Source organism: Pseudonocardia sp. TMWB2A, assembly GCF_017312135.1.
Genome location: NZ_QKQY01000001.1, coordinates 1,910,192 through 1,931,368, shown reverse-complemented (window position 1 = coordinate 1,931,368; position 21,177 = coordinate 1,910,192). Strand labels below are relative to the sequence as shown.

The 21,177-nt window shown below is 59.2% G+C and carries 19 protein-coding genes; 8 read left to right on the top strand and 11 right to left on the bottom strand.

What is annotated here, in order from left to right; translation table 11 throughout:
- Window positions 1–75: 75 nt before the first annotated feature.
- Together DMP17_RS09045 and DMP17_RS09040 are read right to left on the bottom strand one after the other, a co-directional pair.
- Window positions 76–384 (bottom strand): hypothetical protein, encoded by a 309-nt coding sequence (locus DMP17_RS09045; protein ID WP_337828744.1) that lies wholly within the window; start codon window positions 382–384, stop codon window positions 76–78.
- 109 nt (window positions 385–493) lie between these two features.
- Window positions 494–1,651 (bottom strand): polyhydroxyalkanoate depolymerase, encoded by a 1,158-nt coding sequence (locus DMP17_RS09040; RefSeq protein ID WP_337829773.1) that lies wholly within the window; start codon window positions 1,649–1,651, stop codon window positions 494–496.
- 277 nt (window positions 1,652–1,928) lie between these two features.
- Between DMP17_RS09040 and DMP17_RS09035 the strand changes: the two genes are divergently transcribed.
- Window positions 1,929–3,899, top strand: coding sequence for an ABC transporter transmembrane domain-containing protein (locus DMP17_RS09035; RefSeq protein ID WP_337828743.1), 1,971 nt, complete (start codon window positions 1,929–1,931; stop codon window positions 3,897–3,899).
- Between the two features lie 16 nt (window positions 3,900–3,915).
- On the opposite strand, the gene DMP17_RS09030 is transcribed toward DMP17_RS09035, so the two are convergent.
- The 7 genes from DMP17_RS09030 to DMP17_RS09000 all read right to left on the bottom strand — a co-directional run bounded on the left by DMP17_RS09030 (window position 3,916) and on the right by DMP17_RS09000 (window position 8,539).
- Window positions 3,916–4,368, bottom strand: coding sequence for an SRPBCC domain-containing protein (locus DMP17_RS09030; RefSeq protein ID WP_337828742.1), 453 nt, complete (start codon window positions 4,366–4,368; stop codon window positions 3,916–3,918).
- 27 nt (window positions 4,369–4,395) lie between these two features.
- Window positions 4,396–5,058 carry a glutathione S-transferase family protein gene (locus DMP17_RS09025; protein WP_337828741.1) on the bottom strand — a complete coding sequence of 221 codons (663 nt, stop codon included), beginning with the start codon at window positions 5,056–5,058 and terminating at the stop codon, window positions 4,396–4,398.
- Window positions 5,059–5,065: 7 nt separating this feature from the next.
- A complete protein-coding gene (locus tag DMP17_RS09020) occupies window positions 5,066–5,554 on the bottom strand; it encodes a VOC family protein (RefSeq protein ID WP_337828740.1) in 489 nt (162 codons plus the stop codon).
- Between the two features lie 164 nt (window positions 5,555–5,718).
- A complete protein-coding gene (locus tag DMP17_RS09015; protein ID WP_337828739.1) occupies window positions 5,719–6,510 on the bottom strand; it encodes a VOC family protein in 792 nt (263 codons plus the stop codon).
- Between the two features lie 74 nt (window positions 6,511–6,584).
- On the bottom strand, window positions 6,585–7,301 hold the full coding sequence (locus DMP17_RS09010) for a DUF1428 domain-containing protein (protein WP_337828738.1): 717 nt from the start codon (window positions 7,299–7,301) through the stop codon (window positions 6,585–6,587).
- Window positions 7,302–7,372: 71 nt separating this feature from the next.
- A complete protein-coding gene (locus DMP17_RS09005) occupies window positions 7,373–8,044 on the bottom strand; it encodes a glutathione S-transferase family protein (protein ID WP_337828737.1) in 672 nt (223 codons plus the stop codon).
- A 45-nt stretch (window positions 8,045–8,089) separates the two neighbouring features.
- Window positions 8,090–8,539, bottom strand: a complete 450-nt coding sequence (locus DMP17_RS09000; RefSeq protein WP_337828736.1) for a VOC family protein — start codon at window positions 8,537–8,539, stop codon at window positions 8,090–8,092.
- A gap of 109 nt (window positions 8,540–8,648) precedes the next feature.
- Between DMP17_RS09000 and DMP17_RS08995 the strand changes: the two genes are divergently transcribed.
- Window positions 8,649–9,350, top strand: a complete 702-nt coding sequence (locus tag DMP17_RS08995; RefSeq protein ID WP_337828735.1) for a helix-turn-helix domain-containing protein — start codon at window positions 8,649–8,651, stop codon at window positions 9,348–9,350.
- A 157-nt stretch (window positions 9,351–9,507) separates the two neighbouring features.
- On the opposite strand, the gene DMP17_RS08990 is transcribed toward DMP17_RS08995, so the two are convergent.
- Window positions 9,508–10,269: a sulfite exporter TauE/SafE family protein gene (locus DMP17_RS08990; RefSeq protein WP_337828734.1), complete on the bottom strand. Its 762-nt coding sequence runs from the start codon at window positions 10,267–10,269 to the stop codon at window positions 9,508–9,510.
- Between the two features lie 162 nt (window positions 10,270–10,431).
- On the opposite strand from DMP17_RS08990, the gene DMP17_RS08985 reads away from it, so the two are divergent.
- The gene (locus DMP17_RS08985) at window positions 10,432–11,286 is read left to right on the top strand and encodes a class I mannose-6-phosphate isomerase (RefSeq protein WP_337828733.1); all 855 of its coding nucleotides are present in this window, start codon (window positions 10,432–10,434) and stop codon (window positions 11,284–11,286) included.
- 45 nt (window positions 11,287–11,331) lie between these two features.
- Here the strand turns inward: DMP17_RS08985 and pncB are convergent, their stop codons facing one another.
- Window positions 11,332–12,636, bottom strand: coding sequence for a nicotinate phosphoribosyltransferase (pncB, locus tag DMP17_RS08980; protein ID WP_337828732.1), 1,305 nt, complete (start codon window positions 12,634–12,636; stop codon window positions 11,332–11,334).
- Window positions 12,637–13,138: 502 nt separating this feature from the next.
- On the opposite strand from pncB, the gene DMP17_RS08975 reads away from it, so the two are divergent.
- The 5 genes from DMP17_RS08975 (at window position 13,139) to kduD (ending at window position 21,169) form a co-directional block, all read left to right on the top strand.
- Window positions 13,139–15,031 carry a hypothetical protein gene (locus DMP17_RS08975; protein ID WP_337828731.1) on the top strand — a complete coding sequence of 631 codons (1,893 nt, stop codon included), beginning with the start codon at window positions 13,139–13,141 and terminating at the stop codon, window positions 15,029–15,031.
- A gap of 132 nt (window positions 15,032–15,163) precedes the next feature.
- A complete protein-coding gene (locus DMP17_RS08970; protein WP_337828730.1) occupies window positions 15,164–18,085 on the top strand; it encodes a TonB-dependent receptor in 2,922 nt (973 codons plus the stop codon).
- A gap of 25 nt (window positions 18,086–18,110) precedes the next feature.
- On the top strand, window positions 18,111–19,376 hold the full coding sequence (locus DMP17_RS08965) for an alginate lyase family protein (RefSeq protein ID WP_337828729.1): 1,266 nt from the start codon (window positions 18,111–18,113) through the stop codon (window positions 19,374–19,376).
- Between the two features lie 192 nt (window positions 19,377–19,568).
- A complete protein-coding gene (gene kduI, locus DMP17_RS08960) occupies window positions 19,569–20,405 on the top strand; it encodes a 5-dehydro-4-deoxy-D-glucuronate isomerase (protein WP_337828728.1) in 837 nt (278 codons plus the stop codon).
- Window positions 20,402–21,169 (top strand): 2-dehydro-3-deoxy-D-gluconate 5-dehydrogenase KduD, encoded by a 768-nt coding sequence (gene kduD, locus DMP17_RS08955; RefSeq protein WP_337828727.1) that lies wholly within the window; start codon window positions 20,402–20,404, stop codon window positions 21,167–21,169. The genes kduI and kduD overlap by 4 nt, the downstream gene beginning before the upstream one ends.
- Window positions 21,170–21,177 lie beyond the last annotated feature (8 nt).

The window sequence follows — 21,177 nt, the reverse complement described above, 5'->3', positions numbered from 1 at the left end:
TCTTATCATCCCCGCGGAAAAAATCGCGCACCAAAATGAAGGGGCCGCGTAAAATGACCGCCAGCCAAACACCCTCTACCGCACAGGCATACAACGGGCGGTGCCGACCCTTAAGCTGAACAGGCGCGGGCCGGGATTGGCGCGCGGGCGGGTGACCGTCTGCACCGGCACACGGCATTGGTCGCTGCGCACCTCATAGCGGTTATTGCCGACATAGGTGACAGCAGTAATCGGCTGGTCGTTAAGCTTTTTCTGGACATCATCATTGTCCAGAATTTCACGGATTTCGGCGGTGCGCTGATGATAGGGCGGGAGCGCGGCTGCGGCAGGCAAGGCAATCGCGGCGACAAACAGACCGGCAGATAATTTCACAACGCATTTCATAGCTATTCTCCTTGCACAAGGAGAATAGGCCATAGGATTTCAACTGTATAGAGCGGTGCGCACAGCCGGATAATCACGATCCGGCTGACGAAAGCCAAGCTTGTCAGGCTTATTTATCGTGCGCGCGGATCCAATCTTCCAGCACCGGCGCAATCTTGTCGCGCCATTTGCTGCCGTTGAAAATGCCATAATGGCCGACACCCTTGGCGAGATAATATTTCTTATGCTCGGCGGGCAGATTTTTGGAAATTTTGAGCGCGGCTTTGGTCTGGCCGATACCCGAAATATCGTCGCGCTCGCCTTCGACCGCGAGGATGCCGATATCGGTAATCGCGCCGGGGTCGATTTTCTCGCCGCGATGGAGCAATTCGCCCTTGGGGAGCGCGTGGGTCTGGAACACCACATCGACGGTTTGCAGGTAGAATTCGGCGGTCATGTCGCACACCGCGCGATATTCATCGTAAAATTCCTTGGTCGCCTCGGCGCTTTCGCCGTCGCCCGACACCAGATGTTTGAACATCGCATAATGGCTCATCATATGGTTGCCGAGGTTCATCGACATAAAGCCCGCCAGTTGCAGGAAGCCGGGATAAACCTTGCGGCCCGCGCCTGCATATTGGAACGGCACCGTCGCGATGACATTTTGCTGGAACCATTCATGCGGGCGCTGCATCGCCATCGTGTTGACGGTGGTGGGGGCTTCGCGCGTATCGATCGGCCCGCCCATCATGGTGAGCGTTTTGGGGCGGCACGGATGCTTTTTCTTGGCCATGACCGCAGCGGCGGCATAGCTTGGCACCGAAGGCTGGCACACCGCCAGCATATGCGCGCCGGGACCGATGGTTTCCAGAAATTCGATGAGATAGTCGATATAATCGTCGAGATCGAACCGGCCTTCGCTGGTCGGGACAAGCTTAGCGTCGGCCCAGTCGGTGATATACACATCATGGTTCGGCAGCATCCGCTCGACCGTGCCGCGCAGCAGCGTCGCATAATGGCCCGACATGGGCGCAACGATGAGCAATTTGGGCGCGCCGACAATGCCTTTATGGACGAAGCGCTTCAATTGGCCGAACGGTTTGCGAAGGACAATCTCCTCCTTCACCGGCACAATTTTGCCATCGACCATCGTGGTATCGAGGTCGAAACGGGGTTTTCCGCGCGGGGCTGCGGCATGGGCGAATACATCAAGCGCATGGGCGAGAACCGGCCCTCCGCCTAGATAACCCACAGGATTTGCGGGGTTTTGCAACCATTGCGACCCCATATTGGCGAGCGCCCCAATGCCGGCAAGCCAGCTACGCTGCATTTCATAAGCATCATAAAGCATGAATGCGAAACCACCCGAATTTTATGTTTGACCCCCCAATGTCTCACAACCGGTTGCGTGTTGCAACGCAATAAAATTGGCCGGAAGGGCGCGGGGAGGCGCGCGTCGCAAAGGGCTTGGCGGTCATCGGGTGTGCTAGTGTCGCGAAAATTGGCGTGAATTTAACTGCAAATTGCGTTGAGGCGCTCCTGTAGCGCTGCTAAGGGCGCGGGATATGGCACAAGAAGGCACCGCGTCGAGCCGCGACACTCTCCCGCATACCGCATCGGTTCCGCAAACCGCTCCGGTGGACACGCCATCCGTCAAGGATGACGCCAAGCCGGGCGCACGGCGCATCGGCAATCTCAAGATGATATGGGCGTTTGCGCGCCATTATCCGATGCAGATATTGGGCGCGGCGCTTGCGCTGTTCGTCGCTGCGACCGCGACCATGACCATTCCTGCAGGCTTTATGGCGGTTATCGACGAAGGTTTTGGCGCGCATAGTATTGCGAGTCCCGCGCCGGTTAATCCTATGGGCAATATGGCCGAGGCCGCAGGCGTCCCACAAAGCGTGTCGGCCAGCTCGATTATCGCGAGCATCATCCGCAATATTTATGGCGGACAGCCGGGCGATATTGCGCCCTATTTCTATTTCCTCCTGACCATCGTGGTCATTATGGCGCTTGCGACGGCGGTGCGTTTCTATTTTGTAAGCTGGCTTGGCGAGCGGGTGGTGGCCGATGTGCGCATTGCAGTGCAGCGCAACTTGCTCCGCCTCCATCCCGGCTTTTTTGAAGAAAACCGCCCCGCCGAAATCGCCTCGCGCATGACATCGGACACGACGCTGATCGAACAGATTGTCGGCACCACCGTGTCGGTGGCGCTGCGCAATGTGGTGATTGCGATTTTGGGGGTCGCCTTTCTGCTGTGGGTCGCGCCCAAGCTCACTTTGATGATGCTCGGCGGGATTGTGCTGGTGATTGCGCCCATCGTGTTGCTTGGCAAAAGATTGCAAAGCCTGTCGCGCACCAGTCAGGACCGCATTGCCGATGTCGGCGCGATGACCTCCGAAACTTTGGGCGCGATGAAAATCGTGCAGGCCTTCGGGCAGGAAGAGCGCGAGGGCGACCGTTTTGCGGGCGCGGTCGATGAAACTTTCGTCGCGGCCAAACGCCGCATCCGCTTGCGTTCGGTGATGACCGCAACAGTGATGGGTCTCATCTTCGGCGCGATTACGATGCTGATGTGGTATGGCGCAGAAGCGGTGCGCTCGGGCGATATGACCGGCGGGTCGATCTTTGCCTTCGTGCTGACCGGCGGCTTGATTGCAGGCGCGTTCGGTGCGCTGACCGAAGTGTTCGGCGATCTGGTGCGCGGGTCGGGGGCGGCGAGCCGCTTGGCCGAATTACTGGCCGAACAGCCGGTGATTGCCCCGCCTGCGCATCCGGTGGCCCTGCCGCTTCCGGCGCGCGGTGCGGTTTCGTTCGATCATGTCGAGTTCCGCTATCCGACGCGCCCCGAAGTGGCCGCGCTCAAGGATTTTTCACTGGCGATCCAGCCCGATGAAACGGTTGCAGTGGTCGGTCCGTCGGGTGCGGGCAAATCGACCTTGTTCCAGCTCATCCAGCGTTTCTACGATCCGGAATCCGGGGTGGTGCGGATGGACGGGGTTGACCTCAAAACCGCCGACCCCGCCGATATTCGTGCGCGCATTGCGATGGTGCCGCAGGAAACGGTGATTTTTGCAGCCTCCGCGCGCGACAATTTACGCTATGGCAATTGGGGTGCGAGCGACGAGCAGCTTTGGGAAGCCGCGCGCGCAGCCAATGCCGAAACCTTCCTGAGGGCGCTGCCGCAAGGGCTCGATACTTATATGGGCGAAGGGGGCGCGCGGCTGTCCGGCGGCCAGCGCCAGCGTGTCGCAATTGCGCGGGCACTGCTCCGCAAAGCGCCGTTGCTGTTGCTCGACGAAGCGACCAGCGCGCTCGATGCCGAAAGCGAGCGGCTGGTGCAGGATGCGCTCGAACATTTGATGGAGGGGCGCACCACCATCGTCATCGCCCATCGCCTTGCAACCGTGCGCGCGGCCGACCGGATCGTGGTGATGGATGAAGGCCGGATTGTCGAACAAGGCACGCATGACCAGCTCGTCAAACAGGACGGGCTTTATGCACGCCTTGCACGGTTACAGTTTGACGCCTGAGTTTAACGCCGCGCGCTCAACCTTCGCATAGCGCGGCAAGCTGCGCGGCGGCGGCGGTCCAGCCGGGTTCGAACCCCATTTCCTTATGCTTTTCCATCGCCTCTTCGCTCCAGTGGCGGGCTGCGGCGCGGTAGCGCGTGCCGCCTTGTCCGTCCGGGGCAAGTTCGAAGGTGCCGATCATGAACGCATCCTGCGGCATATGGTCGCTCGAAATCGCGTCGGTAAAGACGAACCGCTGGTTTGGGGTGACTTCAAGGAAGATGCCGCTGCCGCTAAATTCTTCGCCATCGGGGCCTTTCATGGTCGTGTCGAACGCGCCGCCAGCGGACCAGTCAATCTTGTCCACTTCCCCGCGCCAAGGCTGTGGCACCCACCATTCTTCCAGCCGGTTGGTCATAATGTCCCACACTTTTTCGGGCGGGGCCGCAATAGTGCGTTCAATCGCAAGTTCAAACGGGGCTTCGGCCATATTATGTCTCCTGATATATAAAAAAATTCAATCGCGGTCGGGGGCGCCGAGCGGAAAGAACGCGCGATAAGGCCGCGCTTCTTCGACCACGCGCGCGACCGACGGGCGGGCGAGCAAGCGCGCGCGATAGGCGGTGAGGGTTGGTCGCGCCGCGCTTATCGGCTCGATCCAGTCGGCATAGAATAGGGCAGGCGCGGCGGCGCAATCGGCAAGGCTGAAGTCCCTGCCATTGGCCCATTCGCGTCCCACGAGGCGCTGTTCAAGCCAGTCATAGACGATCCGCAACTGCCGTAAGCCCTTGTCCACACTATAAGGATCTTTGGGGACATCGGCAGGGCGTAACGCATTGTCGACGGATGGCTGCGCTTGGTTCATCACCCACAGGTCGAACACACGGTCGAGCAAGCGGGTTTCGAGGGCATCGACGGGGTTGACCGGAATGAGCGGATGATCGGTTGGCGCATTGGCGTCGAGATGTTCGATAATGATGCTGGTTTCAAAATAATCCTGCGTCCCGTCGCGCAGCAGCGGGAATTTGCCGAGCGGCCAACTATTGCGCAATTCCGCCATATTTTCCGGATGGTCGGGGTCGAGTATCCGGTAGGTGAACGGCAATTGCTTTTCATAAAGCGCGATCAGCACTTTCCAGCAATAAGAGGAAAAAGGATGGGCGAACAGTTCCAGCGCCATAGCTTGCTCACGCGCCCTTGCGAGCGGCCTCGATGGTTGCAATGTCGATTTTCTGCATCGTCATCATCGCCTCCATCGCGCGTTTGGCCGCTGCCGGATCGGGGTCGCCCATCGCTTCCATGAGCGCGCGCGGGGTGATTTGCCATGAAAAGCCCCATTTGTCCTTGCACCAGCCGCAATCGCTTGCCTTCCCGCCATTGTCGATAATCGCGTTCCAATAAAGGTCGGTTTCTTCCTGCGTGTCGGTATAAATGACAAAGCTCACCGCTTCGTTGGGGGTGAAGGCGGGGCCGCCATTGAGGCCGAGATAGGCCTGTCCCAACAGCGTAAATTCGACCATCAATTCGCCGCCCGCTTTCATTGAGGGATTATCGGCGGGCGAGGTGTAGATTTTGCCGACATGGCTGTCTGGGAAAAGGCTGGCGTAAAAGGCCGCGGCCTTGCTCGCTTCGCCATTATCGAACCACAGGCAGGTCGCCATTTTAGAGTCGGGCATGATGAAAATCCTTTCCTATACTATATTTACCGCCTGATTTACCGCCCTGGCAGTTTCTTCACCCATTCCCGCATCAAGGTCGCGACAAAGGCTTTGGGGAAAGTCGCATAAGTGGGCGCATCGTCCGGATAGGGGAGCGGTGACCGGCGGGCCACCGCCCTGCCTTACGCTTTGGCGCCGATCAGCGCGAAGTGTGCGCCTTGCGGGTCGATGCCGTTCAGCACCCATTCGCCGCCGGGGACTTCGGTGAGGTCAAGCGTGATCGTCCCGCCATTGGCCGTGACCGCAGCCTTGGCCGCTTCTATGTCGGGCACGCGGAAATAATAGCTCCATGCGGATACGGGCATTTCCTTGGGCTTTTCCATGACGGCCCCAATTTGCGTGGCACCTTTGGTGAGCAGTTGATAGCTCCCCATCGGCCCCATATCCATCGCTTCGCCCAAGCCCCAGCCGAACAGGCCGGTATAAAAATCCAGCGCCTGTTTCTGGCCGTTCGCGCATAATTCGTTCCACGCACAGCTTCCGTTTTTGGTCGGGGAAAAGGCCGTATTTTCGGCATTTTCATTTTCGGCATTTTCCATCCCCGGCGGCGGGGTTGGCGTCATGATATAGACATGCGCGCCGCAAGGGTCGGCGATCATCGCAATGCGTCCGGCCATTGCGACATCGCGCGGCGGCATAACGGTCTTGCCGCCCGCCGCTTCGATGGCCTTCAAGGCGCTATCGACATCATCGACGCCGATATAGCCCATCCAGCATGGCCGCGCGCCCTGCTCGCACATGGCTTCATCCAAATGCAGCACACCGCCGGTCATCGACCCGTCGGGGTTGGCGATAAAGCCATAGGGCGTTTCGCCCGGCGCATTGCCCTCCGCGCCGCCGCCGTGGGTGGTCTGGATATTCCAGCCCACCACCTTGTCATAAAAGGCTTTGGCCCCATCGGCGTCGGGGGTCATGAGTTCATACCAGACCCAGCTACCTTGCATATCGGTCATCTTGTTTCTCCTTTATTCGTGGCTGGCGGCGACGATTATTTGTCGAGTATCGGTTCAAACCCGCCCCAGAACATACGCTGGCCATCGAACGGCATGTCGCCGCCGGGCTGCATATCGGGGTCGGCCATGATCTTTTCCCATGCACTGTCGCGGGTCGCCTTGTCGGGCCATTCGATCCAGGAATAGACGATATTTTCGTCCGGTTTGGCCTGCACTGCGCGCTGATAGTCGGTGACTTTGCCTTCCGGCACATCATCGCCCCAGCTTTCCATCACGCGCACCGCGCCATGTTCGCGGAATTTGGCCGACGTTTTCTCCGCCATCGCGCGATAGGCATCCTTATTGCCGTTCGGCACAGGGACGACGATGCCGTCTATATAGCCGGTCTTGCCGCTGGCCTTATCATCGACAATCGCGTCGAACCCGCCCCAGATCATGCGCTTGCCGTCAAACGGCATGGAGCTGCCCATCGCTTCCATGCGCGGGTCTTCCATCATTTTCCGGTTGGCGGCATCGCGCGCGGCTTTGTCGGGATATTCAAACCAGCTAAACACCACTTCTTCGTCCGGCGTGGCCTGCACGGCTTTGCGGAAATCGGTGGTTTTGCCTTCGGGCACATCATGGCCCCAATTTTCGACCATGCGCGTTAGCCCCATATCCTTGAACAGACCATAAGCTTCCTCGGCATGGGCCTTATAAGCGTCCTTATTGGCCTTGGGGACGGCGGTGATAAATCCTTCAACATAGGTCATGCTATTCTCCTCAAAATAAGACCCTGTTCCTTTTTTTCGGGTTCGTTTTTTCGGGTTCAGTTTTTTCCGGTTCAGGCGGCTTTGGGCGGATGGGCGGCAAAGACCGCAAGCTGGGCGGACAGCGCGCGTTCGAAAGCGGGACGGGCCATGCCGCGTTCGACATAGGCGGCCAATCGCGGGCGATCCTTGATGACGGCATCCTCCTTGCCTTCGCGCAATATGGTGACCATCGCGATATCGGCGACGCTGAAATCTCCGGCCAGCCATGGCTTGTCGCCCAGCGCCTCGTCGAGCCGGTCAAGCCGCTTTCCCAGAAATCCAACCAACCCCGGACGGCGAAGTTCCGCCCATTGTTCCTCTTTTGAAAACACGTCGATATTGCCCAGTTCGAAGAAGCTTGGTTCGATGCTGTTAAAGGCGGCAAACAGCCAGCTTAAAACGGTTGCGCGGCCTTGCGGATCACGCGGCAACAGCCGTTCATCCTTCTCCGCAATATGGAGCAGGATTGCGCCGCTTTCGAACAGATGGATGTCGCCATCCTTGGCGGTGGGAACCTGCCCCCACGGCTGGTCGGCAAAATGGCTTGCGGCGCGTTTGACCGCCGAGATGAGCCGCTCGTTATAATCGAGGCCGATTTCCTCGCACGCCCAGCGCGGGCGCAGATCGCGGACAAAGCCTTGGGCAAAGTCGGGCACCCAGTTGAAGGCGGTGATTTCAAGCGGGGCTTGCGGGTTGATCGGCATGGGGATTTCCTTTCCGTGGGGGGAGGGGAGAGAAGGGTGCGCGTATCAGCCCTCGGCAGGCGGGCCGTTGGTCGCGGCGGCAGGGTCCATCCAGAACGGCTCCCACAAATGGCCATCGGGGTCGATAAAGCTGCGCTGGAACATGAAGCCATGATCCTGCGGCGGGTTGATGTCCGGCGTTCCGCCCGCTTGTCCGGCGGCGGCCACCATCGCATCCACCTTTTGTCTGGTCGCACAAGTGAGCGCGAGCGAGACTTCGCTGGCTCCGCTATCGGGGATCGGGCGGTCGGTGAAGCTGCGCCATTTGGCGTGGGTCAACAGCATGACAAAGATGGTGTCACTCAGCACCATACAGGCCGCCGTTTCATCGGAAAATTGCGGGTTATTGGTGAATCCGATCGCCTCGTAAAAGGCCATCGCCTTGGCAAGATCGCGCACCGGAAGGTTCACGAAGATCATTTTTACATGGGCTTGCTGGCTGTCATTTCCGGTCATCATTCCAAGCCTTTCCGTCTGTTTCGGGTGCGCTGCGTGCCTCTGGCTCAAGGCGTCCGACTCGTTCGATACTTGCCTTATGATGCTGCATTAGTTATAAAAAGCAACTATGAAGTTAGAAAAAATAACCAAACGTTCCAAAACTGCGATGAACCGTCGTTATGGCGATGCCTGCGCCGCTGCCCATGCGCTAGAATTGATCGGGGATCGCTGGGCGCTGCTGGTTGCGCGCGAGCTGATGCTCGGTCCTCGCCGGTTCAGCGGTATCCGGCGCGGCCTGCCCGGCATTTCGGCCAATGTGTTGACGCAGCGGCTTGAGGAACTGGAAGCGATGGCGGTCGTCGAGCGCGTCGAAGAGGATGGCGTCATCCGCTATGCGTTGACCGCGTGGGGGCAGCAGCTTGAGGAGGTGACACAAGCCTTGGGCCGCTGGGGGGCGCGCTCGCCCGCGCATGATCCGACCCTGCCGTTCGGGGCGTCCTCGCTGATGCTGTCGCTGCGCACGATGATGGATAGCGACGCGGCGCGCGCGGGCGGTGATTATGAAGCCGCGATTATCGTCGGCAAAGATGCGTTCCGCCTGGTCATGGAAGATGGCGCGCTCCGTATCACACGCGGTAAGGCACCCGCGCCCGCCTTCACCCTAACCGTTGCCACGGCCAATGCGATTTTGCCGTCACTGTACGGCAGCCAGCCGCTCGCCATTTCGGAAAAACAGGGGGCGATTGCCGTGCAAGGCGACCGTGCCTTGGCGCAACGCTTCCTCAACCTGTTCGCGCTTCCCGAACAGATTGGCGGCAATAATCGGTAGAGGATGCTCTTTATACCTGCCTTTCGTCATTGCGAGCCGCTGCAAGCGGCGCGGCAATCCAGAGTCAAACAAAGGGACGTTGCGCCCAACGGCTCTGGATTGCCGCGCGCCTATCGGCGCTCGCAATGACGAGCGGGATGGGAGAAGCTTCCGGCCCTTACCCGTAGGCGCGCAGGAAAAAGACGATTGTTGTCGCGCCGGTAACGAACAGCGTCCACAGCCGTACCGCGCGTGGCGGGAGCTTCTTGCCGATGATCGCGCCAAGCCAGCCGCCGATAACCGACCCTATCAGCATCGGAATGACGGCGAGAAACACCACCATGCCGAACGCGAGAAACACAAAGGCTGCCGCAAAATTGGCGGTGGCGAGCATCAAGGTGCGCGGCGCGAACAATGCGCGCGGCGAATGGCCTGCGAGCAAGCCATAGGTGGCGGTGGTCATCAACCCCACGCCGCCCCCGAAATAACCGCCATAAAGACCAAGCAAGGCTTGGACGACCATCAAGGTTTTGCGGCCAATCGCGACCCGCTTGCGCAGCCACTCGCTCGCCGTCTTGCCGAAAGCGAGCACGACAAAGGCGTAAAGCACGAGCCAGGGAATGATGATGTCGAACATATCACTCGGCGTCAGCACGAGCAGCGCGCTCCCGACCAGCCCGCCGACAAAGGTGATCGCCGCAAGCGTGCGGATCGAGACACCGGACAAGGGTTGCAGTTCATCGCGAAACGCCCATGCGCTCGTCGCCGCGCCCGGCAACAAGGCTACATTGGAGGTCGAATTGGCCAGATTGGCGGGCAGACCCATAGCAAGCAAGGCAGGCAAGGTCGCAAAAGTCCCGCCGCCCGCCAGCGCATTCATCGCACCGCCGACAATTCCGGCAGCAAAAACAAAGGCGAGCGAGGCGGGCGAAAGATCCATAATGTCCCTCTAGAATAAGCGATTCGCGGTGGATAGCCGCGCGGGCGAAAAAGTTTCGCGGGGCCATGTTTGCGCCCCTGTTCCCCCGCCACGTGCCTTATGACTAAAAGAAAAACTGCCCGCGTAAAGGATTCCCCAATAGGATTGTGCGACTATACCCGCATGGCATATGAGATCGACATTATGACGCGCGCGGACAGGAACAGCATAACCGGCGTGATAAAGCTGGAATGTGTACGGGTAGAAAAGCCGTGGGGGCGGGATCGCTTGCCCGCGCCCTTCGCGCATGACCAAGGCGCGCGCATCGGTGAAATATGGTTCCCCGCGCCCGAAGACGCGCCCACGCCCTTGCTGGTCAAATATCTGTTCACCGGCGAAGCCTTGTCGGTTCAGGTCCATCCTGATGATAGCCAAGCGCACGCGCGCGGGCATTCTTCGGGCAAGGAAGAGTGTTGGTATATTGTCGATGCCGAACCCGGCGCGACGCTGGGCATCGGCACCAAGCGCCCGCTTGCTCCCGAACAATTGCGGGCGGCTGCGCTGTCGGGCGAGATTGAAAGCCTGATGGACTGGTATCCGGCCAAGGCAGGCCAGATATATCACATCCCGCCCGGCACGATCCACGCGATCGGAGCAGGGATTTCGCTCATCGAAGTGCAGCAAAATAGCGACATCACCTATCGCCTCTATGATTATGGCCGCCCGCGCGCGCTCCATCTGGACGATGCGGTTGCGGTCGCCAAGGCCATACCCTTTCCGCCCGATGCGCGAAAAGCGGTGGACGCACAGCAAAGCGGGGTTTTGCTCGATGCCGCCCATTTCACCCTCGCGCAGATTACCGACGCGGATCAAATTGTGCTCGACGCAGCAAGCGGCATGATGAACATCATCCCCGTGCGCGGCAAGGTGGCCCTCGGCGCTATCACCCTCCACCCCGGAGAGTGCGCGCTCGCCCCTGCAGGCACACAGATGCACCTCGCACCCGACACCCAATGTCTGGTCGCTTGGCCGAAATAAGACGAATTACGCTACGCGTCTAAGGCGAAGCCGCCTGAACCGGCGTCACACCCGCACCGCTTTTTCGACCATGCCTTCCGCGCCGAAAATGCGGCGATAGCGGGCTATTTCTGCCGGATCGCCGGTCGCTTTTGCGGGGTTATCCGACAATTTGACCGCCGGACGGCCATTGGCGCGGGTGACTTTGGCGACGAGCGAGATCGGCTCCAGCCCCGCGCCGCCTTCGGGATCGCAATCGCGGAAATCATTGGTGAGGTTGGTGCCCCAGCCAAAGCTCATCCGCACTTTGCCGTGAAAGTGCCGGTAGGTCTGCTCAATGCTGTCGACATCCATGCCGTCCGAAAAAATCAGCAGTTTTTCGCGCGGGTCGCGACCCTTTTCCCGCCACCAATCCATTATCTGTTCACCGCCTTCAACGGGCGGCAGGCTGTCGGGCCGAAAGCCGGTCCAGTCCGCCACCCAATCGGGCGCATGGCGCAAAAAGGCGGTGGTGCCATAAGCATCGGGCAGCACGATGAGCAGATTGCCGTCATATTGGGTGCGCCATTCTTCAAGCACGCGGTAAGGCGCGGCGGCTATGCCCGCATCATTATGGGCAAGCGCGGCCAGCACCATCGGCAATTCATGGGCATTGGTGCCGATCGCCTCCAGATCATTGTGCATCGCAAGCAGCACATTGGAGGTGCCGATAAAGCGGTCGCCCAATCCTTCTTTCAGCGCTTCGACGCACCATTGCTGCCATAGGAAACTATGCCGCCGCCTTGTGCCGAAATCGGAAAGCGCAAGGTCGGGAAGCGCCCGCAGGCGCTCAACCTTGTCCCATAATTTCGCCTTGGCGCGCGCATAGAGAATATCGAGTTCAAACCGCCCGCGATTTTTTAACGTCGCGCGCGAACGCAGCTCATTGACGATGGCGAGCGCGGGAATTTCCCACAGACTTGCTTCAGGCCAAGGGGCATCGAAGTCGAGTTTATACTGGCCATCGACCACGCTCAATTCATAGTCGGGCAGGCGGAATTCGGCGAGCCAGGCGATATAATCAGGCGCGAACATCCGCTCCTGGCCGTAAAAACTATTGCCCGCGAGCCAAATCAGTTCGCGGTTGGTGAAGCGCAGGCTGCGCGCATGGTCGAGCTGTTCGCGCAATTCCTGCTCGTCGATAATCTCGGCAAGCTGCACCTTTTTGCTGCGGTTGATGAGCGAAAAGGTCGTGCGCACATCGGGATGCAGCCGCCAGATCATCTGCTGCATCAGCAATTTATAGAAATCGGTGTCAAGCAGGCTGCGTATGATCGGATCAAGCCGCCAGCCATGATTATAAACGCGGGTGGCGATGTCGGTGGCGGGCATGATGTCTCCTTGGGGGGCTTTCTTCTTGGCCGTTTCTGCACTCTCTTTTGTGCTGCGTCCGGCTTTTGTGCGGTGTCTGGAAAGGGTTTTCAACCGACTTTGCAGGAGCGAAAGTCCGGCTGCGCGGCTCCCGATTTTCGCCCTCGCACATTTTCGGTCACGATGTTTGCGATTTTGCTTCTTGACAGGCCGCCTGTCGCGTGTCAGTTTTTTGACACCGGTGTCTTAAATCAAATCCGGACAAGATCGCAGGACATGCGGCGGAATATTTTGGACATGGTTTGTAAAAAACTGTGCCGGAGGAAGACCGGGGCAAAAACCTGGGAGAAGGGTGTCGTTGGATGTTCACGCAAAAATCCTGGCCGGATAATTGGCTGGATGAAGGGCCAAATAAAGGAATGGGGCCTTATACCCCCTTGCATCTCGCGCGCGCCCCGTCTTTGGCGAAGCAGCAGGCGCAGTCAAAGGAAGCGTGAAGGGATGGGGAAGGGAATGACCGTACATGGGTAAGTGCCCGCATCATCCGGCAGGCCTCAAGGCAGGCCTTTTGGCTGGTCTTGCACTTGGCCTTGTGGCGGGTGTTGCGACACCGGTAGCGGCGAATCAGGCTGTGCCGGATGCGGCGCCTGTGACCACAGCCCCGCGCGCCTTCAATCAAGTGGTGCAAAAACATATCGACCCGCAAACCGAAAAATTGCTGCTCGCGCTGGTCAAGGACGGCAAGGCGCTCAAAATTGACGGCGTCGATGTTTTCAACAGCAATGACAAATTCCTGCCCGGCAAAATTGCTATCGGCTTGGCTGAATATCTTGATGCGCTCCCTGCCAATGATCCGCGCCTCACCACCTATCTCGGCCATTTCCGCAAAATCGCAAAGCTGACGGTCGATGATGCCAATGATAGCTGGGGCATATATTATTATCTGACGGCGCTCGATATTTTGCACCGGCGCGGCTGGTTGAACCAAGCGATCGATCCGCTCACAATGGCGAAATTGCGGGTGCGGCTGGATTGGCGCAGCTTTGTCGATCGTGACACTTATGTGCTGATCGACCATCCCAATAATTATCTTGTCGTCGCTTTTTCGATTGCGCGGCTGCGCCATGCGCTCGGCTGGGAAGATGATGTTGCGGTTGGCAAATTATATGACGCGACCGCCAAACATTATCGCGATTATTCGGCGTACGGCTTTGCCGACGAAACCGACGGGGAAGGGCGGTTTGACCGTTATTCAATTCTGCTCGCAGGCGAAATAGCCGCGCGTTTTGTGCAAACCGGTGACACCCCGCCCAAAGAGGCGCTCGACTGGTTGCGCAAGTCCGCCGACCTCATGCTTTTGCGTGTGAATGGCGAGGGCGTAGGCTTTGAATATGGCCGCAGCATCGGCCCTTATGGCGAAACCTCGATCATCGAAGTGCTGACAGCTGCTGCCGCAACCGGCGTTTTGACGCAGGCGGAAAAGGATGTGGCTTATGCCTATGCGTCGCGCGCGGCGGAACGCTATGTCGATTTCTGGACGGATCCGCGCACCGGCTCGGTCAATCTGTGGGACAATGGCCGCCGCACCGATGCCTATCGCGGGAAATTCCGCATCTTGGGCGAAAATCTGAGCCTTGCGCACCAATATAGCTACACCAATGCGGTGTGGAACAAGCTGGGCTATAAGGACCGCGTGCCGTCGGTCGATTGGGCCAAGGTGCAGACCGCCAAGCCGCGCCGTGATGTGACCTGGTTCGCGCGCGGCGATTATGACCGCTTGCTGGTGACGATGCAGGATGGGGCGCGGCTGGTCAGTTTGCCTATCATCAATGGCGGGGCGAGCCAGCATGACCATAGCCCCTATTTTCCGATTCCCTTCTCGCCCGGCATGTTGGAGGGCGTTGCTGATGGCGGTGCGCCCTTGCTCGTGCCGCAGCTTATTTTAAGCGATGGCAGCAAGCTGATGCCGCTCGCCTTCCAGCGCGGCGTCAAGGTGACGGGGAAGGGCAAAGCGACCAAAATCGTCTGGCACCAGAGCGAGCTGGACCGCATGGGCGAACGCGCGCCGGTTGCCGACAAAAGGGTGAGCGTCGAAACGCGCTACAGCTTTGCGCCGGGTCGCATTACGCGCACCGATATTTTCACGCCGCAAGCCGGTGTCACCATTACAGAAGCGCGCATGGAATTTGCCAGCTTTTCGGACGCGGCGGTGCAGCAGGGGGCAAGCACATCCTTTGGCCAGGGCGCGGTGCGCCGTTTCACGGTCAGCGGGATGGAGCGCTGCACCGCTGCGCCCACGGGGGGCAAGGAAGCCTATCGCGCGCCGCACGGGGCGATGCAAAGCCTTGTGCAATGCGAAGGCATCGCCGCCAGACAGGGTGCGGTGCGGATCAGTTGGACATTGGAATATCGGTAAGGACAGCAACGCTAACAGGGTGACAAAGCGCGGGATCGGGGGACCAAATCTTCGCACAGGAATAGAAAAAAGTTTCGGGACGTAATTTAAGGATATAGGGGCGCTTAGGCGGTCCGGGAGGAGGATGAGACGATGAACTATATGAAACAGAATGGCAAAATTCGCCTGCGCACGGTGCTGCTTTTGTCGGCGGCACTGTCGACCAGCACAATGGCTTGGGCGCAAGATAGCGCGACGGTGGAGCAGCCTGTCCCTGTGTCCAATGATGACACCGGTAACACTGCAGATAACGCCGAAGATAATAGCGAAATCCTCGTCACCGGTGCGCGCCAGACGCAGCGTAGCTCCAATGATATGAAGCGCAACGCGACCGTCATTGTCGACGGACTTATCAATGATGAAATCGGGTCGATGCCGGACAATTCGGTCGGTGATACGCTGGAGCGTCTGCCGGGGGTGACGGCGGACCGGTTCAAGGGCAATGCCAATGAATTGTCGGTGCGCGGCCTTGGTCCGACGTTGAGCTTTTCGACCTTTAACGGCCGTGAAGTATCCACCGCCGGTCCCGACCGTTCGGTCGCCTTCCAGCAATTCCCGTCCGAGCTTATCAATGGCGTTTTGGTCTATAAGTCGCAGCAGGCCGATTTCCTTGAAGGCGGTATAGCGGGCGTCATCGAACTACGCTCGATCAAGCCGCTCGATTATGGCAAGCGCCGGTTTCAGGCGGAATTTCGCGGCGTGTTCCAGCCCAAGGATGACGAAGTACTGGGACGCGGCGGCATCGGCTATCGCGCGAATATTTCCTATACCGACCAGTTCAGCACGGGGCTGGGCGATATTGGCGTGAGCATCGGCTATCAGCGGCAGGATCAGGCCGCGCCGGAAGATTATTATATCACCAACTCGTCCTTCGTGCCTTGCACCACCTCGGCGCGCAATCCCACGGTGATTACCGGCAACCAGCAGAGCGCGGCGGGATCGAACGTCAATTGTTCAAACGCGGCGGCGGGCACGACGCTGACCGGACGCGATATTGGCGACCGCTATTATGCGACCTCGGCGCGCACATTCCAGAACCGCGTGACCTCCGAAAAGCGCGATGCGGTGATCGGTGCGCTGCAATGGCGGCCCGCGCCCAATCTCGACATCAGTCTTGACGGCCAATATTCGAAGCGCAGCAGCCTTGAAAACCGCAAGGCGTTCGCGATTACCGAAGGGCTTCGCGGTATCCAGCCGCTCGTCATTGGCGGGGTCGGCAATGATTTTAGCGACGGGGCGCTGCTCAAATATACCGGCAACTCCAATCTGGAAATCCAGATGGAAGACCGTCTGCGCGAAGAAAAATATTATGGCGGGGGTTTGAATATCGGCTGGGAAGCAGGGCGGCTCAAAGTTGATGCCGACCTTTCCTATTCGGAATCGCGCCGCACCGAAGTGCAAAAAGCCACCAATATGCGCTCTGGCCGCCGCGTCGTGTATACGCTCGACGCGACCGAAGGCGAGGTGCCGTCCGTCGACTTCCTCAATTTCGACATTAACGACCCGAATAACTTTCTTATCGGGACGCCTACCAATAACAGCAATTATGCGCGTTATCGTTTCGTCACAGATCGTCGCGACAAGATTGCCGCGGCGCGGGTGGATGCGACCTATGAATTGGATGGCGGGTTCGTCCAGTCGCTGAAATTCGGCGCGCGCTATTCGCAGCATAACCGCACGATGGACGCGAATAATAATAATGATGTGCCGATGCCCGTCCCTTATGATGACCGGACGGCGGCGCAACTGGTTGCGGCGGCCAACGCGAATTGCCGCGTGCCTTTCTCCTCGACCGATTTCTTTTCGGGGTCGGGCACCAATCTTAAATCCTTTGCCCTGTTCGACAATGATTGCGTGTTCCGCACCTATACGGGGCGCGACAGCAACCCGATCCCCGATTCCGCACCGGGACCGGAGGATAGCAATGTGCGTGAACGCATTTTTGCCGCTTATGTTATGGCGAACTTCAAGACTGAACTCGGTAGCCTGCCGGTCAGCGGTAATGCGGGCGTGCGTTATGTGAAGACCAATGTGTTCGCGCGCGGCTATCGGGCGCCGGTCAATGTGGTCGTGTCGGTCGATGGTTCAGCAGCGACCGTAACGCGTGTCCCCGGCTCTGCGCTTGAGGAAATTTCGGGGAGCGGCAGCTATGATTATTTCCTGCCCAGCGTGAACCTTGCATTCGACCTGTCGAATGATGTGAAGTTGCGTCTGGCAGGCTATAAGGCCCTGTCGCGGTCGGGCATTGAAGATTTCAACGTCGGCATTACGCCGGGCGCTGATACGACGGGGACGACGGTGCAGCAGGTCTTGTCGCGCAGCACCACCGGCAATCCGGAACTGAAGCCGATGCGCGGCTGGAACCTTGATGCCTCGCTCGAATTCTATCCCTCGCGCGATACGATGTTCGCGCTGGCGGGCTATACCAAATGGCTGAAGGGCGCGGCCTTTACGGCGGAACAGCCCTTCACCACCTCGATTGTCGCCAATGGCCAATTGGTCGAATTTAACGCGATTGCACCGGCCAATGATCCGAACACGCGCTTCCTTTACGGCTTTGAGCTGAGCGGGTCGCACTCCTTCACCTATCTGCCGTCACCGCTTGACGGGTTCGGGGTGGCGGGGAGCTACAGCTTTACCGACGCGGATTTCGAATTCCCCGATCCGACCTCGGTTGGTCCCTATATGGAGCCGGCCAATCTGATGGGCCTGTCGCGCCATCTTGCGACCGGGTCGGTGTTCTGGGAAAAATGGGGCGTGTCGCTGCGCGCCAATTATCGCTACCGGTCGGGCTATTATAAGCCGACCTTCGGCAGCACCAACCGCACCGTCAAGGGGTCGGGTTATCTGAACCTGTCGGCGCAATATAATGTGAACGATAATATCCAGCTCAAAATACAGGCGCTCAACGTCACCGGCGTGCGCGACATCATGTACCGTGCAGGTGAAGATTCGATCACCGAAGTGAGCGAAAGCGGTTCGCAATATTATGCGGGCATCCGCCTGCGTTTCTGACCGGAACACGATAGGGAGCCGCGCGATGAAGCCTTTCCTCCGCCCCGCAAGCTTGGCCTTTGCGCTGATGGTTGCGGGCGGGGGGGCGGGCGTTCATGTGGCGGCTCCTGCATCCCCCGCCAAACCCGCTTCGACCTGCAAAGCCGAAGCGGGGCATAGCGCCGCCTTTGGCGGGCGGCGCACTTTCTTTCTGGACCCCCGGATACTGGAAGCATTGAAGCGCGATGCGGCTAGCGATCCTGTGCTGGCCGACGCCAAGGCGGCGCTTGTTTCCCGCGCCGAGGCGGCGCTCGCGCGCGGGCCTTATGCGGTGACGCAAAAGCGCGTGCTGCCGCCTTCGGGCAAATTGCAGGATTATCTCAGCATCGCGCCTTATTGGTGGCCCGATCCGGCCAAGAAAAACGGCCTTCCTTATATCCGCAAGGATGGCGAGATTAACCCCGACCGCGACAGCCCCAAATATGATCTGGCGCGGCTCGAAGCGATGCGGACCGACATCGAAACTTTGGGCTTTGCTTATTATTTCACCGATGATGCCCGCTATGCGGCGCAGGCGGCGAAGCTGTTGCGCGTCTGGTTTATCGACAGCAAGACGCGGATGAACCCGCACCTTAACTATGCGCAAGCCGTGCCGGGGCGCGAGGAGGGCCGCGCGGAAGGCATTATCGACACACGCCGCTTGCAAGGCGTGGTCGAAGCGATCGGCCTGATTGGCCCCGCGCAGGTGTTGAACGTTGATGAGCAAGCGCGCCTTGAACGCTGGTTTGGCGACTATAGCGACTGGCTGCTGACCAGCCGGTTGGGCAAGGAGGAAGGCGCGGCCGCCAATAACCATGCGCTCTGGTATGACAGTCAGGTCGCGCAATTCGCACTATTTGCGCGCCGTCCGGAGGTTGCAAAACGCATCGCGACCAACTTTGTCGCGCGTCGCATCACGCCGCAATTTGCCGATAATGGCAGCCTGCCCAAGGAATTGGCGCGCACCCGTTCGCTCCATTATTCGGTGTTCGCGCTGGCGGCGGCCTATGATGTCGCGGATCTTGGCCAATGTGTCGGCGTCGATATTTGGGATGCGGGCGATGCGAAGGGGCGGGGTTTGCGCAAAGCGACCGATTTTCTGCGGCCTTATGCCGGGCAGATTGACCGTTGGCCCTATCCGGAACTGCGCCCAGATGGCGAGCCGCTCAATGACCTGCTTGTGCGCGCCGCCGCGCAATGGCCCGATGGCGGCTATCCGGCGGATGCGAAGCGCGCGAGCGTGCGGCGCTATTTCAAGACGCGGGCGATGTGAGGGACGGGGGGCCCCTTCGGGTGCCGCTCGTCCGCTACCCGTCCGGTGCGCAAATATGGCTAACATCACGCACATCAGCTTCGCGCGCTTATGACCGGGTATCGAATGGCAGGATGTTCATTGACACCGGTTTCCTCAAGCGATAGTTTGACCCCATAATCCATCTAAGCTTGCGACCTTGAGGAGCCTTTTATGTTCGCCAAAACCTATCACGCCACCCATCCCGACATGATGGAATGTGTCGACAATGATTCGCTGCGCGACCGTTATCTGGTGTCGGGCATGTTCGAAGACGGCAAGGTCACGCTTAACTATTCGCACAATGAGCGTTTCGTCATTGGCGGCGCGGTGCCGAAGGGCGGGGCGATCAAACTGCCCGAACAGGCAGAACCTGCCTCGGCGGCGGGGCATCCTTTCCTTGAGCGGCGCGAAATGGCGGCGGTCAATATCGGCAGCGATGGCGCAATCACCGTCGATGGCCAGCGGTTCGAAATGAAGAATAAGGAATGTCTCTACATTCCGATGGGGTCCAAGGATGTGGCCTTCGAAGGCGATGGCGCGCGTTTTTACCTTGCTTCGCTGCCCGCACATAAAGTCTGCCCGATCAAGCATATCACGCTTGACCAAGCCAATCCGCTCGCGCGCGGCGACCTCGCCAATTCCAACCAGCGCACCATCTACCAGCTCGTTATTCCGGGTGTATGCGAAAGTGCGCAATTGCTGCTCGGCCTGACGGTTTTGGAAGAAGGCAGCGTGTGGAACACCATGCCGCCGCACCTCCATGACCGGCGCAGCGAGATTTACCTTTATTTCGACCTGCCGGAAGAAAATGACCGCATTTTCCACTATATGGGCGAACCCGAAGATATGCGCCATATCGTCATCGCCAATGAAGAAGCGGTGATCAGCCCGCCTTGGTCGATCCATATGGGATCCGGCACCAAAAAATATGCGTTCATCTGGGCGATGGGCGGCGAAAATCTCGACTATACCGACATGAATGTCCTCGACATCTGCCAGTTGAAGTGAGCGCGGCGGTGAGCAATTTATTCGATCTATCGGGCAAAGTCGCCCTCGTCACCGGGGCCAATACCGGCATTGGTCAGGGCATCGCGCTCGCACTCGCAGAGGCGGGTGCAGACATAGCGGCGGCGGGGCGCTCCCCGGCCCTGGAAACGCTCGACAAGGTGCGCGCAATGGGCCGCCACTGCGAAATGTTCCGCGCCGATCTGTCCAGCGTTGCCGCAGTCCAGCCGCTGGTTGATGAAGTGCTGGCCGCCTTTGGCCATATCGACATATTGGTCAATAATGCGGGCATCATCCGCCGCGCCGATGCGGTTGATTTCACCGAAGCCGATTGGGACGCGGTGATGGACACCAACATCAAAACGCTGTTCTTCCTGTGCCAAGCGGTCGGGCGGCATATGATCGAACGTGGGTCGGGCAAGATTATCAACATTGCCTCGATGCTGACTTTTCAAGGCGGCATCCGCGTGCCAAGCTATACCGCGTCCAAATCGGGTGTCGGCGGTCTTACCAAGCTGCTCGCCAATGAATGGGCGGGCAAGGGCGTTCAGGTGAACGCGATTGCGCCGGGCTATATTGCGACCAATAATACCGCCGCGCTGCAAGCCGACGAAACCCGCAACCGCCAGATTATGGAGCGCATCCCCGCGGGCCGGTGGGGCGATCCGGCAGATATTGGCGGAGCGGCGGTGTTTCTCGCCTCGTCTGCATCGGACTATGTCCAAGGCCATATTCTCGCCGTTGATGGCGGCTGGCTCGCGCGCTAAGCGGGGGG